We start from the raw sequence: 15,019 nt of genomic DNA on the forward strand, positions 1-15,019 counted from the left end.
ACTGCGGAAGTGGTCTTGAAGGGTTCTAGCCTGAGCTGCGAATAACGACCCGTGATGGCAGAGACAGAGTCGAGCCCTGCAGCAGCTGCCAAGCCACCCGCTCCCCTAAAAAAAGGTGCGTTGGTGCGGGTCAACCGAGCGGCCTATGCCGGCAGTGTTGAATCCGGAGCCAGCGATCCTTATCCACCGGCTTACATCTTCGATGGTCCTGGAGAATTGTTGGTGGTGAAGGGCGACTACGGGCAGGTCCGCTGGCGGCGTCCGGTACCCGATGTCTGGTTGCGCATCGATCAGCTCGAGCCTTTCGCCTGAGGATTGAGCGATTCCTCAACTGTGGTGATCGCGGCGGGCACCGACTGAACAGCCTCAGGAAGTCGCCAGATGGCTCCACCAAGAACAGCTGCGAGCGATTCAAGGCTCACCAGAATGGGATGTTGCCCATGTCGCTCGACTGCAGCTGAGGCCACCGAGGACGCAGACCAGGGATTCCAGCCCGCCAGCAGAACCACGCTGCGATAAGCGCTAGGCCAGGGACTTTCTGAGTTGGAAGCCTCCAGCAGCTCGAAATGGTGAGCAGCCTCAGCCGGCCGATTGGTCAGGACCGCCAGCAGAGCCAGACTCCAGCGCGCAGAATCATCAGATGGATCCTGCTTGAGGCGCTCAAGAGCCGACCGCCGGAGCGGTGCTCGATAGCTGAAATGGCCGTCAAGCATGTGCTCGATCGCCACACTGCTGAAGACGGGATCGAGCCCTGCAGGTCCTTGCGCCAATCCTGCAGCGAGCCGAGGAAACCGCTGCTCGAAACCCTCGGGAACCGTTGAATCGATCCGTCGCTTCCAGAGCGAGTAACTGCCTCCCTGTGGACGCGGAAATACCTCCACCTCCTCAAAGAGCCCGCTCTTACGAACGGCCTGATCCAAGGAACGAGCAGACCTGCGGACCGAGCCCTGGTCACCTTCAGCAAGCAAGACCCAGTTGGCATGGTCCAACACGGGCTGGATGTGATCAGTGCTTCCGCCGAGCTGGCGACCCACCAACTGGCCTCCGTTGCGGCGGCCGTAGTAACTCACATTGTGCTGATTGAGATCAGGCGTACTGGGAACAACAATCAAGGTGATTGGATCAGCGACGGGATCCGCGCCACCAGCTTTCTCAACGATCGATCGCAGCGGATGCCGATTTCCTGGTTTCAGGCGTGCATATTGGGCAGTCCAAGCTGGTGCGATCGCAACCAGTGCTCCCGCAGTGAGAGCCAATCCAGGCAGCCAGGCTGATCGGGCAGGCCAGCGTTGACGGATCCACACGCCCCACTGCCACCAGCCGCGGCTCAGCAATACCAGCAATGGCGGCAACAACGGAGCCATGTAACGGGGGTCTTTGTTGGGGCTGAGATTGGTCACCAACCAACCCAGAAACAGCGTTCCCACCAACCAGCGCCAGGCATCCGCTTGATCCTGTTGATTGCTGAGCGTTGCCATCCGTGGTCTGAAACGCATCACGACCAGCAAGACAAGGCCAGCCAGCCCAATCCACAGCAGTGCCGGGCCGATCTGAAGGGGGACCTGACGCAAATACCAGAGCCAGCCCGACAAGCTGAAGACCCCCGGGTCACCCTCTCGGGCCGCGGACTCGATCACCGCTCGATTGGTGCCACCAAGGGTCGTGATCCAGTTATGCCGAAGCCAGGGGAACACTGAGAGCAAAACCAACATCAATCCCGCCAGCGCCTGCAGTCGCCGGCCCCGTCCGATGCGCTGGGCTGTCACAAGTGACCAACCCAGTGCAGGCAATAACACCAGAAGAGCGCTCTGTTTCACCAAAACCGAGAACGTCACAGCAAGCGCAGCCCAAAGGGCTTGCCACCAGTGACCTCCGCAACGCGGACTCCACCAAGCTCCCAGCCGCCAAAGCGCCAACGTGACCAAAGCGGTCAAGGGCAGTTCAAGCACGTAATCGCTCCTGAGTTCCAGCAGCATCGGTGCCAGGGCTACAGCCGAAGCAGCCAGCAAGGCGAATCCCCTGGCTGATCGTCTTGGGCGCAGAAACTGGAGTGCCCACCCGGCACTGGAGACCAGCAGCAAGCCATTCCAGAAGCTCAACGTCCATGCCGCTTCAGAAGGAGCGTCGCCAGCAACGGCCATCACCGTGCCGTTCACCAACGAGGCCAGAGGGGGGATCTTTGGCGAGAGGTCGAGGAGAGCGTTCCAGCCTTGCCAACCACCTCCTGCCAGAACGCCAAGAGCACGTCCATGGTCAAGCGCGCTGTTGAGGTAATCCGCCTGATCCCACGACGGCAAACCAGCGTGATGGCCCCACCACAGACGATCAGCAACGGTGGACAACAGCCAGATCAAGATCAGGCAGACACGGAACGGCCCAGCACCCATCAACCGATCTCCAACCTGCGTCGTTCCTGCTGAAGACGCTGTCGACGTTGACGAGCCTCCCGCAACATCTCCCGTCCGTCATGGAGATAGCTGTCGACGTAACCCATCGTGTAACGCTCCAGCTCCGCAACAGCATCTTCTACCTGAGAGAGGCAGTGATACACGCTTAGGCCAAAGCCTCGGGCCGATGGCGGAGTCGGCAGTGATTGAAACAGGCTCTTGACCTTGTCCAATCGGTTTCGACTCTGTTCCAGATAGCTGCAAAACGCCTCCATCAGATCATCGTCATAAGGATCTGCCGACAGAGCTTTCAGTTCCCCAGTGAAAGGATTAATCACCTGACCGAGCAGACGGTCAATCGGGGCGTAGACCTTCTGAAGCCAGGTGGACAGTGCCTGGTCTTCGCTGGCTCCCTGGCCTGATGCACGCCGTGCCGCCTGACTGGCACGGGCATTGCGGGCACCGCGGGCCCGTGCTTCCTCACGGGCAGACTCCGAGGATCCGTACTCGCGATCAAAACTTCGCCTGGCCTCCGGATCACCGATTTTCTCCCAGGCTGCATTGAGCATCAGGATTCGCTCTTCATCTCCTCCCGCATCGGGATGGTGTTGCTTCACTAAGCGTCGATAGGAAGCTTTGAGTTCGGCTTGGGTGGCATTGGATGTCACCTCGAGCACTGCATAGGGATCCTGGGGCTGATCCGAATGATCGAAAAATGCAGGGCTCAAAGCTGACCATCCCTGCGCGCCGGCAGAACAGATGCAGCACTGAACATCGGAGTCGAAAGATAACGCTCGCCGAAGCTGGCAAGAATCACCACGATTCGGCGACCGGCCATCGCTGAACGCTGGCCCAGCTTTAAGGCTGCTGCAACAGCTGCTCCGCTGCTCACTCCGCAGAGCAGTCCCTCCTCTCTGGCCAGACGCCGGCCAAGCTCCATGGCTTCCTCATCGGTCACAGCAATGACCTCATCGATGAGTTCCCGCTCCAGCACCGGAGGAACAAAGCCGGCACCGATTCCCTGGATGCGATGAGGACCCGCCGCTCCACCGGACAGCACCGAACTGGCAGCTGGCTCCACTGCAATCACCTGAAGATCCCGCTGCCGGCTACGCAGCACCCGGGCACAACCGGTGATGGTTCCTCCTGTCCCCACCCCCGCCACCAGGGCATCCAAACGCCCTTCGGTGTCCTGCCAGATTTCCTCCGCCGTTGACGCAGCATGTACAGCGGGATTGGCAGGGTTATCAAATTGCTGAAGCAGATACGCTCCAGGAATCTCGTCAACCAACTCCCTGGCGAGAGCAATCGCACCCTGCATCCCTTCATTGCCTGGCGTGAGCTGTAATTCCGCGCCATAAGCACGCAGCATTGATCTCCGCTCCGTGCTCATGGTGTCGGGCATGGTGAGAATGAGGCGATAACCGCGCGCTGCTGCAACCATCGCCAAAGCAATGCCGGTATTGCCGCTAGTTGGTTCCACCAGCACTGTGCTGCCAGGCTTAATTGTTCCGCTTTCCTCAGCGGCCTCAACCATGGCGCCTGCGATTCGGTCTTTGACCGAAGCAGTGGGGTTAAAGCTCTCAAGCTTGGCAACGATTTCAGCCTTGCAGCCGAAAGCCTGAGGAAGACGATTGAGCCGCACCAAAGGTGTACGACCTACCAACGCAGTGATATCAGAAGCGATCGGCATGCGTAGTGGGTGACTGGTGCTGCGTTAAATCCATCCAATCATTGAGAGGCTATCTCTATGGCCAGCCTCAAAGGTTGAATTGCGCAAGAGCCTGAGCAATTCTGTTCATCATATGCATCAAAGTTATTCGCAGTCGACAACAATCAAAACAATCAATAAAAAGCCCTCTCCTACAAGAGGGCTTTGAAATATGCAAGCTGAATCAGTGGATGAAGGATTACATTAAATAATCCTTCTATCACTCATCGCTAGGGTCAGAAACTGAAGGTGGTCTTCACCAGACCGCCGAACTGATTGAAGCTCTCACCCTGAGTGACGGAGCCCAGAGGACGACTCAGATAGAAAAGAGCTGGGGTCACAGAGATATTGTCGGTAACCTGGAACTGATACCAAAATTCCCAGGCATACTGACCATCGCGCGCCAGTTGCTCTTCAGCAGTGGAAGAGGAAATTCCATCAACGGCGTTGCCGGAGAGATCAATTCCAGTCACGAACGCTTGCTGGCCAACAGCCATACCTGCGTTGTTGCCCTTCAGGAAGACGTCACTCCACTGAAGACCCACATACCAGGACTGAGAGGTTGCAGAATCAAATTCGTAACCCAAAAGTGTGCTGTCGCTTGCGCCAGAAGTGGAGCTAAGTCCCCAACCTGCGCTGACAGAGGGGACCCAGCCGGATTGCTCAGGCTGCCACCAAGTACTCAACCCGAAACTGTTGGTATTCCCCAAAGTGCCCACATTTGCAGCCAAAGGCGTCCCGGTCGCTTCAAAGACAGATCCCCAATTCTTGGAGCTGTAGTTGTAAGCAGCGGCAAGTCCCCAGTTGCTATCGGCATAAGCGAGTTGAACAGTACCTGTGCCCGCAGCTCCGTCGGTTGCGATACCTCCGGATCTTGGATTACTGGAATTTCCGTTAGAGGAAACGTAGTTCGCGCTAATACTGAAACCATCGTTCGTCCACCAGACACCAGCACCAGCACCGAGATTCAGGCTGTAAGCACCTGGCGCACCTGCATAGGTGAAGTAATCAAGGATGGTATCTGAGGGATAAGCACTTGGCCAAACAGCCAGCATGTCGTCTTGGCGCACCTTGCCACCAGCTGTGATCGTGAAATCACTACCTACAGGGAATTGGTAGAAGAGACGATCAATTTTAAGGGTGTCACTCTCATCAAAAGCAACTTCCAAGCTGGAAGGTGTCAGGTAAGTACCGCCTAACGCACTGGAAATTCCGGTCGAGCCGTCAAAACCGAACGCAGTACCGGTGAAGTTGCCAGTCCTGATACGTGTACGCAGCAGATCTTTACCAGTGAAGCTGGTATCAAGATCAAGCTTATAGTCGTAATTAAAGGTGGTGGCGCCGAGTGAATAGTTGGCAATATCTGACATCTTTTCCCTGCCGCCAGGGCCTGTCAAAGCGTTGGATCTACCAAACTGTTTGTCGACCTTGGCATCGCCGCCATAGCTGTTGGAGCCGATCACAAAGGTGGCTGTTCCACTCATCTTTGTTGTGGTGGAGAACTGGGTTGCTTCCAGTTCGCCAACGCGGGCTTCCAGACCATCAACACGGCCCTTCACGATGGCGAGTTCTTTTTCGAACTCTTTCATCAGACGCTTGAGCTCGTCGGTCACTTCGGTGACGCGGTCGAGACAGGCGTTCAGCAGTGCAGCCGCTTCAAAGCGGGTCATTGCACGGTTGCCACGGAAAGTGCCGTTGGGATAACCGGCAACACAGCCGTAGCGCTCGATCAGGTTGCTAAGAGCCTGATAAGCCCAGTCAGTCGGAAAGACATCGTTGAACTGGTTGATGCTGGTGACCTGCTCAGAAGCAGCCGTGCCATGGGACACAGAGGCGTAATCAGAAACACCGGCAACATTGACTTCAGTCGCGCCAGCAGCCATCGGAGCCAGCAGGCCCAGGGCAGCAGGAGCAACCAGCAGTTGCTTGAACAATTTCATGGGGAAGGGTCCTCACACACAGAACCGGCGTATAAAACGCCACATTCAATTTGCTTGGTGTGCCAAGACAGTGAGCTAAGGGCTGTGACAGCACATCCCTTGACTGGTAGCCGGCGCTACCAAAATCAGTCCTTTGTGTAAGAACAGCCACCAAATCAGATCCCAATGCGAAGACACTGACGTTTACCAGCCCAAAAACGATGCCCCCACCTGGAAATCCAGCCGGGGGCTCTCGCCGGGTCCACTCTGGCGCGGAACCGATTGATCAGTCAGAAGAAAATGCCGTCAGCCGGCGTTCTCCGCGATCAGCAGACCCTGCATCAAAGAACTGGAACTCATGGACACCTCCTCCCGGATGGCTAAGTGAACGCCGGTAATGCCTTCGAAGCCACCCAGACCGCGAACGATCGAAAATGCCTTCACATCACTGCGATCAGGACACTTGAACCATAACGGAACCGCAAAGCCTGCGCTGTTATGGCTCCTCACCCTGTTCCTTTGGCTACCTGGTCTAGGAAACCAGCCACTGCGCGACTGGGATGAAGGCAGGGTCGCCAGCGTGGCTCGCTCCACAATCTCCCGATGGGATTGGGGGTCTGCCGGAGGCGACTGGTTGTTGGCCTGGAAATGGGACGAGGCTTATCTCAACAAGCCTCCTGGCCTGCACTGGCTGATCGGAGCATCCACTCAGTTCTTCGGCGACAACGAGTGGGCCGTGAGGCTGATGCCATGCCTGATCGCCAGCCTCGCCATCCCCTTGTTGCTGCTGCTGCGTCGTCAGCTGGGAGGTCATGGGGCAGAGAACAAGGCCATGCTTGCCGCCTTGATCTTGATGACGGTGATGCCCATGGCACGCCATGGGCGGCTAGCAATGCTGGACGGGAGCCTCGTGACCAGCGTTCTACTGCTTTGGACCGGTTGGCTTAGCAGCCGTTCTACGCCTTGGCATGGATTACTGGCAGGACTGGGAGCCACCGGAATCTTGATGCTGAAGGCGCCTGCACTGGTTGGGTTCGTGCTGGTCACAGCAGGTATTAGCGTCCTGGATCGGCGCCAAAGCAACTGGAGCGCCACTTCACTTCTCTGGGTTTGCGCAGGAATCAGCCCGGGGCTTGCCTGGCATATTTGGCACTTCGCTCAAAGAGGTAGTTCTGCGCTCGTGATGTGGGGCGGACAGGGCTTCAGTCGTGTAGCTGGTGTGGTGGGAGACAGCACCGGTGCTTTCATCATGCCGATCACTGAGGTGCTCGAGGGAGGCTGGCCATGGCTGCTCCTGCTTCCCCTTGGCATCAGGTTGGCCTGGCAACAGCGAAGTGACTCAGCTGGACGCTGGGAACTGGGTCTGATGATGGGAAGCGCTGCGCTGGTGCTGCCGCTGCGCAGCCAACTGCCCTGGTACAGCCACCTTCTCTGGCCTGCCATTGCTTTGCTCTGTGCCGAAGGTCTACATCACGTACTGGTCTCCGGCAGACCCCGATGGATTGTCAAAATTTGGCTGCTGATTGGAGCAGCTTTGCTGCTTGCAAGTTTGATCATATTTCTCAGCAGTAAGACCATGGCAGTACCGCGATTGGCTGTGGTCTGCGCCGGGAGCGGCCTCCTCTTGGGAGGCCAACAACTGATTCAAGCAACGCAACAACAGCGATGGCGTGGGCTCATCACACTGCTCATAGGGTGGGGTTCTGCCCTGCTTGCGCTTTGGCACAGCCAACTTTGGCTCTGGGAGCTGAATGAGAGCTGGGACCCTCGACCAGTTGCCAACGCAATCCGGGAGCTACCAGCCGACGCCAAGGTCGTCCTCGATGGACCCACACGACCGTCGATGGGCTGGTATGCGAATCGAAAAATGCTGCAGGACACTGACCAAATCCATGGCGAATACTGGGTAGTGAGTCAACAAGCTCCCAAGGGATGCGCAGTAGACGGGGCGGAACTGAAATCAAGTCAAGGGAAGGACCCTTGGCAGCTCTGGTACTGCCCATTCAATCCAGAGAACATCGAGGAAGGCCATGAAGGGCAATAGCCAATCGTTGAAACTGCCGAATCAACTCTGGCTAATCAGTCTTCTGATCGGATTACTGGGATGGAGCTGTTCTGCTACCCGACATTGGCTGCTGCAAAGCAACGCCTACGACCTGGGGCTTTTTGATCAATGGGCTTGGTTGGTGAGCAAGGGTCTGCCACCGGTATCGACGATGGAAGGAGTCCACCTCCTGGCAGATCACGCCGCTTGGTGGCTCTATCTGAGTGGCGCGCTCTACGCCATCCAACCGTCACTGGATTGGTTACTGGCTTCCCAGGCCCTGGCGTTGAGCTTCACAGCAATTCCGATCTGGATGCTCGCAGCTCAGGCGCGACTGCCACGCAAACTCTGCTGGCTGGCTTGTCTGCTGTGGTGGCTTCAACCAGTGGTCTTCAACTGCAATCTGTTTGATTTCCACCCGGAAGTGTGGGGGATGCCTGTGCTGGCACTTGCTCTCTGGGCTGAGAGGGCGGGTCGTCCAATCCTGTGGATCACGTTGCTGCTGAGTCTGCTGGGATTCAGAGACGGACTACTGCTGATCATTGCCGGCATGGCGATCGAACAAGCCTGGCGACGTCGCTGGCGCTGGAGCACAGCTGCCACCTTGGTGTCAGGAGGTTGGCTGTTGATGCTCAGCCGCTGGCTTTATCCCTGGCTGCGTCATGGCGAAGGACCCAAAGCAGCAGCACAGATGTTTGGACACCTAAATGGCAACCCGGTTGAGGTCCTCAGCAGTCTCGACTGGATCGGAGGAGCTTTTTACCTCCTGCTCCTTGCACTCCCATGCGGTGTTCTCTGGAAACGCACATCTTTACCGGTGTTGCTGATCGGATTGCCTCTGGTTGTTGTCAATCTGCTTTCTTCATCCAGCAGCTATCGCACGCTGATTCATCACTACAGCCTGCCGCTTGCTGTCATCGCCGTTGTTGCTGCCATCGACGGCCTTGCCGCAGGCGAGAGGAAAGGCCGATCCCTATCGCGCAAGCGCCGTTCTCTCATCGTGGGATGGGCAATTCTCTGCTGGCTGGCATTAGCCAAACCTTGGTTCTTCACGGGGCCTTACCTTGACCGGCTCGGCATGCGTCAGGACGCGACAGAAGCCATCAGCCTCGTGCCCTCTCGCGCACGCGTGTTGAGTACCAGTTACCTGGCACCTCATCTAACTCAACGCCAATGGATTGCCTTCCCGAAAAAACAATCCGAAAAACTGCTGACAACCGGCAACTGGAAGGCATTACTGCTGAATCCAGATGATGCCGGTTGGGGTTCAACCAAAACAATCCAGACAGACTTACTCAAGCAAGCGCATCGCAATGGCTGGAAATGCCGGAAGTGGTCTTCTGGCCTGGAACTCTGTCTGGCACCCGACGGAGCACAAGTGCCCCCGCTTCACAATGAATGAGCTTGTAATCGCCTTTGGCAAGCAATTCTTGAACCTGATCGCGAATTTTGATCTGCACACGTCGCTCATGTTTGAAAACTGGCGCCAAGGGTGTGTAGTAAACGGGGAAAGTAACGACATAGACCACTGAACGCACCGCAACCTTCCGATCCTTGAATTGCACTGAATTCGGGAAACGAATCAACTCTTCCCGCTGAGCCAAAAGCGCTGCATCCGCCGAGTCAAAGGGGAAGAAAAGCAAAGGCAAGCTGAGCGCAAAAAGAAATCTATTAAGACGTCTATTAAAGTATATCGCAATTGACAGGATTACTGGAATTAGTCTGTAACTCGCTTCGACCTCGGCGAAGCACCAATGCTCCGCCATGGCAATGAATTAGCTGATAGTCAAAGTCAGTCGTCAATATACGAACATAGTCTAGAATTTTGGCCTGCTGCTCTTTCTCTTTTTTGAAGACTGGTGCTAATGGTGAATAGTAGCCAGGGAATGTCACAACATATTCAACTGACTTTTGCAGACCCTTCCTGTCTATAAATCGCACAGACTGCGGGAAGCGGATCAATTCTTCTCTCTGGGCTAAAAGTGGGAGCAACGGTGTATCCGCTGCAACGCTGACTCCTTTTGGAACCTTTGCAAGCGCTTTCTTAGCTGCCTCGCGTCTCTCCAACATTGTTTGAGGAGAAACGTACGCCCAAGGGACAAAACTATCGGGAATAATTGCCGACAAACTCCGATGAGGATTACCGACGACAGTAAGAACCAGGCAGAGGCTTAGAGCTCCTGTCCACAAAGGACGACAACGTCGACGTTGCCATGCCTGTGGATGAGATTCCCACCACAGCACAGATCCCAGATAAAGGCCAGGAACAAGTGCCAATACATAACGCAAATTGATTGCCAAAGCCGTCTGTCCTTGGGAAACCAAAGCAACAAACAACGGTCCTGAAACCAAAAGCGCTGCATCCACCGAGACAAGGGGGACGAAAAACAAAGGCAAGCTGAGTGCCAACAAGAATCCAAGCGTTGCAAAAGGTGGAGATACCAACGCGAGTAACACTGCAAAAGGACGGCGCAAAATAGTGATCAATACACTGAAAGTTCCTCCTGAAGGGTCATCGACTAGGTGACCAAATTTCTCCGTCAGAAAACGATCAGCCAGTGAAGAGTCAACTGATGGCTGAATCCAACCTGTTACCAAGAGAACCCATGCAAATGAAGCAATCATCAAACCCAATCCCCACCAACGCACATCGGAACGACGCACCAACGCCCAGAAACCAAGGGAAAACAACAAAAGGCCACTGTCCTCGCGTACGAGCAACAAAAGAGAAGCCGAGATCAGCACCTGCCAAATTCGACGTTCAAGCAAGCCCTCGACCACCAAAAAACCCAACAAAGGCAACCAGATCAGGTCATGAAAATTTTCGAGAACAGGGCCAATCACAGCCCCACTTAGGAAATAAGCCAAAGTCAACCGTAAAGCGAGCTCTGCCGGCAAACGACGCGATGCAATGCGCCACAACAACAAACCAGCAACAGTGAGTGTCGACACCTGCACCAGTGGAAGTGCCAAGGCACCTAGTAATGCCACCAACGGGGAAACCGCCAACGTCAAAAAATTGGCATGTTGACCAAGATGCAGATAATTCACCCAGGGCAACGCACCCCCAACCTGTACCGGCCCTGAAAGAACTGATGAGAGACTGCTTTCAAATGGTCGACCTTGAGCTGTTGACCAAAGCTCTTGCAAAAACAGGGCTTGGTCATAACTGGCACTAAGACTCTCGAGGCGCCAAATCTGAAGAAGGAAAGTTAGAGCCCAGAAGCCCGAAGCAAGCCAAACGATGGATTTCCAATAATTGACTGAGTAGGAATCAGAGTTCTGCATCAGCAAGGTGAAAACACTTTAATCAAAACCAAATAATGGCAACAAGAATCAACCAATCATACCTCTATATTGCATTTCATAAAAAGTTTCGCCATCACGACCACCTAGAAACTACTCAATGAATCCTGCAAGTAATTATATGATTAGCATGGTCTCTGCATCAAGGGTAGGTGCTACGCAAGGCTGAACAGATACCCATAGTAGCAATACTCACACCACCGACTTTTAGAGGAGTTAGATCAGCAAATAGCTCTTTTAAAAGGTATTTCCATGGGGTAGAACTTCTTCAGGGAAGATGAAGGTTTCGTGCGGCTGGTCAGCCGTTGCCATCCAGGCACACAGACCTTCATTCAGAAGGATGTTCTTGGTGCAGAAGGTCTCAAATCGGGGATCTTGTGCATCGAGGATTTTCTTTGATTCGATGGCCTTGCCGCAGGCGAGCGACAAGGCCAATCTCTCATAACAGGATGGTCAATTCTCTACTGGCTGGCATTGGCCAAATCTTTTTTCGTCACTGAGCCTTACCTAGAACGACTCTGCATGCGTAAGGACGGAACAGAAGCAATCAGCCTCGTGTCACTTGACGCGCTTGTACTGAGCACTAGCTAACCAGTGTCTCACTCAGCCAACGCTAGTGGCTTCTATTCCCAAGGATCAGCCTAGAAACACCCCTGGGAAACAACCACCGGACGGCCATGGTGCTGAATCCCGATGATGCCGATTGGGGTTCAACCAGAACAATTCATACACAGTACTCAAGCAAGCGCATCGCAATGGCTGAAAATGCCGGAAGTGGTCTTCTGGCCTGGAACTCTGTCTGGCACCCGACGGAGCACAAGTGCCCCCGCTTCACAATGAATGAGCTTGTAATCGCCTTTGGCAAGCAATTCTTGAACCTGATCGCGAATTTTGATCTGCACACGTCGCTCATGTTTGAAAACTGGCGCCAAGGGTGTGTAGTAACCGGGGAAAGTAACGACATAGTCCACTGAACGCACCGCACCCTTCCGATCCTTGAATTGCACTGAATTCGGGAAACGAATCAACTCTTCCCGCTGAGCTAAAAGCGGAAGCAAAGGTGTATCCGCTGAAACACTTGCCCCATCTGGCACATAGGCCACCGCCTTCAGTGCTGCTTCGCGTCGGTGGAGCATGGTCTTCGGTGGGACATGAATCCAGGGAACAAAGCTGTCAGGAATCACCGCAGAGAAACTTCGGTGAGGGTTACCAACAATTGTGAGAACAAGCCCGAGAGTCACCGCACCAGTCCAGACCATGCGCACTTGGCGCTGATGCCAGGCCAGTGGGTGCGCTTGCCACCACAACACGGCGCCCAGATAGAGGCCAGGCACAAGAGCCAGGACGTAGCGCAGCGTGACGGCAAGAGCGGTGCGTCCTTGCGAAACAAGGGCAACAAACAGTGGTGCTGAGACCAGCAACAGAGCATCCAGGGAAAGAAGAGGGATGAATAGCAGCGGCAACGTGAGGGCAAGCACGAAACCGAGCGTGGCGCCAGGCGGTGAAACAAGTGCCTGAAGTACCGCCAGGGGCTCACGGAGCATCGCGAGCATCAGGGCAACCGTGCCTCGAGACGGATCCTCGACAAGATGACCAAACTTCTCTGCGAGGAAGCGATCAGCCAAAGAAGAATCCACAGCCGGTTGGATCCAACCTGTGATGAGCAAGACCCATCCCAACGATGCAAGCATCAGAGCAACGCCCCAATAACGCTCACGGGGGCGGCGCATTAGGGCCCACAGACCCAGAGAGAACAGAACCAGGCCGCTGTCCTCGCGCACCAGCAACAGGAACACAGCTGACAGCAAAACCTGCCACTGACGTCGTTCCATCAGGCCTTCCACCACGAGGAAACCAAGCAGAGGAATCCAGATCAGATCGTGAAAATTCTCAATCGCAGGACCGAGAACGGCCCCACTGAGGAAGTAGGCCACTGTGATCCTGAAGGCGACCTCAGAATCCAAACGGCGTGATGCGATTCGCCAAAGCAGCAGCCCAGCAGCAGTGAGGGCCGAAACCTGAACGAAGGGCAAGGCCCAGCGACCCATCAAAACCACCAACGGGGAGACCGTCAGAGTCAAGAAATTCGCGTGCTGACCAAGGTGGAGGTAATTCACCGAGGGGAGTGCACCATCACTCGTCACAGCTCCGGAAAGCACCGAAGACAAACTGCTTTCGAACGGTCGTCCCTGGGACGTTGACCAAAGCTCCTGAAGAAACAGAGCCTGGTCATAAGTGGCGCTGAGGCTCTCAAGGCGCCAAATCTGAATGAGAAAAGTGACCACCCAAAAGCCGCTGGCGAGCAGCAGTACAGATCTGGGCCAACTCACAGACCTCAGAGCGGGAGCGCGCATCGGATAACGGCTTGGTTCGGGGAATAAGGCCATTCAAAACCGGCCAATAAAAAAAGGATGCCCTTAGGCATCCTTTTGACGATCGGAAGGATCAACGTCTTGGAATCAGAGAGCGTTACCGCGAGGCAGAACCTCTTCAGGGAAGACGAAGTTTTCGTGCGGCTGGTCAGCCGGTGCCATCCAGGCACGCAGACCTTCATTCAGAAGGATGTTCTTGGTGTAGAAGGTCTCAAATTCGGGATCTTCTGCAGCGCGGATTTCCTGTGACACGAAGTCATAGGCGCGCAGGTTGAGGGCCAAACCGATGATGCCGATGGAGCTGGTCCACAGACCCATCACAGGCACGAACAGCATGAAGAAGTGCAGCCAGCGCTTGTTGGAGAAGGCGATACCAAAGATCTGACTCCAGAAGCGGTTGGCGGTGACCATCGAATAGGTCTCTTCTTCCTGGGTGGGCTCGAACGCCTTGAAGGTGTTGGCCTGCTCACCATCCTCAAACAAGGTGTTTTCCACCGTTGCACCGTGAATGGCGCAAAGCAGTGCACCGCCGAGGATGCCGGCGACGCCCATCATGTGGAAGGGGTTGAGGGTCCAGTTGTGGAAGCCCTGCAGGAAGAGGAGGAAGCGGAAGATCGCTGCCACACCGAAGGAGGGCGCGAAGAACCAGCTGCTCTGGCCGAGGGGGTACATCAGGAAGACACTGACGAACACCGCAATCGGGCCGGAGAAGGCGATGGCGTTGTAAGGGCGGATGCCGACCAGACGGGCAATCTCGAACTGACGCAGCATGAAGCCGATCAGTGCGAAAGCACCGTGCAGTGCAACGAAGGCCCAGAGGCCGCCGAGCTGACACCAGCGAACGAAATCACCCTGGGCTTCAGGGCCCCAGAGCAACAGAAGGCTGTGACCCATCGCATCAGCGGGGGTGGACACAGCAGCAGTCAGGAAGTTGCAACCTTCCAGGTACGACGAGGCAATGCCGTGGGTGTACCAGGAGGTGACAAAGGTGGTGCCTGTGAGCCAGCCACCGATGGCCAAGTAGGCCGTTGGGAAGAGAAGAATGCCGGACCAGCCGACAAAAACGAAGCGGTCGCGCTTGAGCCAGTCATCGAGGACGTCAAACCATCCCCGCTGTGGCGCGCGTCCTACAGCGATCGTCATGAGGGGAGCTTCATGAAGCGTTACGTGACGAGCCTAGTTGGAGTCAGCGATTCTGTGGGCACTGATTCAGAAAATGAGCGCGACATAAGTAGAAATGCCCATTACTACACCGCTGCCTTTCATTCGCGAAGATGAAC

11 protein-coding genes and 1 pseudogene are annotated in these 15,019 nt (G+C 55.5%); 3 read left to right on the forward strand and 9 right to left on the reverse strand.

Annotated elements, in window-relative coordinates:
• The first annotated feature begins 54 nt into the window (after positions 1 to 54).
• Positions 55 to 312 (forward strand): NAD(P)H-quinone oxidoreductase subunit O, encoded by a 258-nt coding sequence (gene ndhO, locus SynMITS9220_RS11855; RefSeq protein WP_115126574.1) that lies wholly within the window; start codon positions 55 to 57, stop codon positions 310 to 312.
• Here ndhO and SynMITS9220_RS11860 read toward each other — a convergent pair.
• From SynMITS9220_RS11860 to SynMITS9220_RS11880, 5 genes are all read right to left on the reverse strand, one after another.
• Positions 291 to 2,387 carry a glycosyltransferase family 39 protein gene (locus SynMITS9220_RS11860; protein WP_186989453.1) on the reverse strand — a complete coding sequence of 699 codons (2,097 nt, stop codon included), beginning with the start codon at positions 2,385 to 2,387 and terminating at the stop codon, positions 291 to 293. The two genes, ndhO and SynMITS9220_RS11860, sit on opposite strands and share 22 nt — an antisense overlap.
• Positions 2,387 to 3,115 (reverse strand): J domain-containing protein, encoded by a 729-nt coding sequence (locus SynMITS9220_RS11865; protein WP_186989455.1) that lies wholly within the window; start codon positions 3,113 to 3,115, stop codon positions 2,387 to 2,389. Before SynMITS9220_RS11865 ends, SynMITS9220_RS11860 begins: the two co-directional genes overlap by 1 nt.
• Positions 3,112 to 4,080, reverse strand: a complete 969-nt coding sequence (gene cysK / locus SynMITS9220_RS11870; protein WP_186989457.1) for a cysteine synthase A — start codon at positions 4,078 to 4,080, stop codon at positions 3,112 to 3,114. The genes SynMITS9220_RS11865 and cysK overlap by 4 nt, the downstream gene beginning before the upstream one ends.
• A gap of 254 nt (positions 4,081 to 4,334) precedes the next feature.
• Entirely contained in the window at positions 4,335 to 6,038 is a 1,704-nt protein-coding gene (locus tag SynMITS9220_RS11875) for an iron uptake porin (RefSeq protein ID WP_186989459.1), read from the reverse strand.
• Between the two features lie 285 nt (positions 6,039 to 6,323).
• Positions 6,324 to 6,461, reverse strand: a complete 138-nt coding sequence (locus SynMITS9220_RS11880) for a hypothetical protein (protein ID WP_186989461.1) — start codon at positions 6,459 to 6,461, stop codon at positions 6,324 to 6,326.
• A gap of 19 nt (positions 6,462 to 6,480) precedes the next feature.
• Here SynMITS9220_RS11880 and SynMITS9220_RS11885 point away from each other — a divergent pair, with 19 nt between their 5' ends.
• Together SynMITS9220_RS11885 and SynMITS9220_RS11890 are read left to right on the forward strand one after the other, a co-directional pair.
• Complete coding sequence (locus SynMITS9220_RS11885) at positions 6,481 to 8,061, forward strand: glycosyltransferase family 39 protein (protein ID WP_255483097.1); 1,581 nt, start codon at positions 6,481 to 6,483, stop codon at positions 8,059 to 8,061.
• A complete protein-coding gene (locus SynMITS9220_RS11890) occupies positions 8,048 to 9,463 on the forward strand; it encodes a DUF2079 domain-containing protein (protein ID WP_186989465.1) in 1,416 nt (471 codons plus the stop codon). Before SynMITS9220_RS11885 ends, SynMITS9220_RS11890 begins: the two co-directional genes overlap by 14 nt.
• Before the next feature lie 281 nt (positions 9,464 to 9,744).
• Here the strand turns inward: SynMITS9220_RS11890 and SynMITS9220_RS11895 are convergent, their stop codons facing one another.
• The 4 genes and pseudogenes from SynMITS9220_RS11895 to psbD all read right to left on the reverse strand — a co-directional run bounded on the left by SynMITS9220_RS11895 (position 9,745) and on the right by psbD (position 14,882).
• Positions 9,745 to 11,349 carry a DUF2079 domain-containing protein gene (locus SynMITS9220_RS11895; protein WP_186992205.1) on the reverse strand — a complete coding sequence of 535 codons (1,605 nt, stop codon included), beginning with the start codon at positions 11,347 to 11,349 and terminating at the stop codon, positions 9,745 to 9,747.
• A gap of 255 nt (positions 11,350 to 11,604) precedes the next feature.
• Positions 11,605 to 11,802: pseudogene (locus tag SynMITS9220_RS13430) on the reverse strand (photosystem II D2 protein (photosystem q(a) protein)); the annotation flags it as partial.
• 302 nt (positions 11,803 to 12,104) lie between these two features.
• On the reverse strand, positions 12,105 to 13,754 hold the full coding sequence (locus tag SynMITS9220_RS11900; RefSeq protein WP_255483098.1) for a DUF2079 domain-containing protein: 1,650 nt from the start codon (positions 13,752 to 13,754) through the stop codon (positions 12,105 to 12,107).
• Between the two features lie 72 nt (positions 13,755 to 13,826).
• A complete protein-coding gene (gene psbD / locus SynMITS9220_RS11905; protein WP_006041823.1) occupies positions 13,827 to 14,882 on the reverse strand; it encodes a photosystem II D2 protein (photosystem q(a) protein) in 1,056 nt (351 codons plus the stop codon).
• Positions 14,883 to 15,019: the final 137 nt, after the last annotated feature.

Origin of the sequence: Synechococcus sp. MIT S9220 (genome assembly GCF_014304815.1) — a bacterium.
In the GTDB taxonomy this organism is placed as follows: domain Bacteria; phylum Cyanobacteriota; class Cyanobacteriia; order PCC-6307; family Cyanobiaceae; genus Synechococcus_C.

Excerpts from the sequence above, each read along its gene's own strand:
- psbD (WP_006041823.1), bottom strand. The coding sequence starts at position 14,882 with ATGACGATCGCTGTAGGACGCGCGCCACAGCGGGGATGGTTTGACGTC.
- SynMITS9220_RS11900 (WP_255483098.1), bottom strand. The coding sequence starts at position 13,754 with ATGGCCTTATTCCCCGAACCAAGCCGTTATCCGATGCGCGCTCCCGCT.
- SynMITS9220_RS11895 (WP_186992205.1), bottom strand. The coding sequence starts at position 11,349 with ATGCAGAACTCTGATTCCTACTCAGTCAATTATTGGAAATCCATCGTT.
- cysK (WP_186989457.1), bottom strand. The coding sequence starts at position 4,080 with ATGCCGATCGCTTCTGATATCACTGCGTTGGTAGGTCGTACACCTTTG.
- SynMITS9220_RS11860 (WP_186989453.1), bottom strand. The coding sequence starts at position 2,387 with ATGGGTGCTGGGCCGTTCCGTGTCTGCCTGATCTTGATCTGGCTGTTG.
- ndhO (WP_115126574.1), top strand. The coding sequence starts at position 55 with ATGGCAGAGACAGAGTCGAGCCCTGCAGCAGCTGCCAAGCCACCCGCT.
- SynMITS9220_RS11890 (WP_186989465.1), top strand. The coding sequence starts at position 8,048 with ATGAAGGGCAATAGCCAATCGTTGAAACTGCCGAATCAACTCTGGCTA.
- SynMITS9220_RS11875 (WP_186989459.1), bottom strand. The coding sequence starts at position 6,038 with ATGAAATTGTTCAAGCAACTGCTGGTTGCTCCTGCTGCCCTGGGCCTG.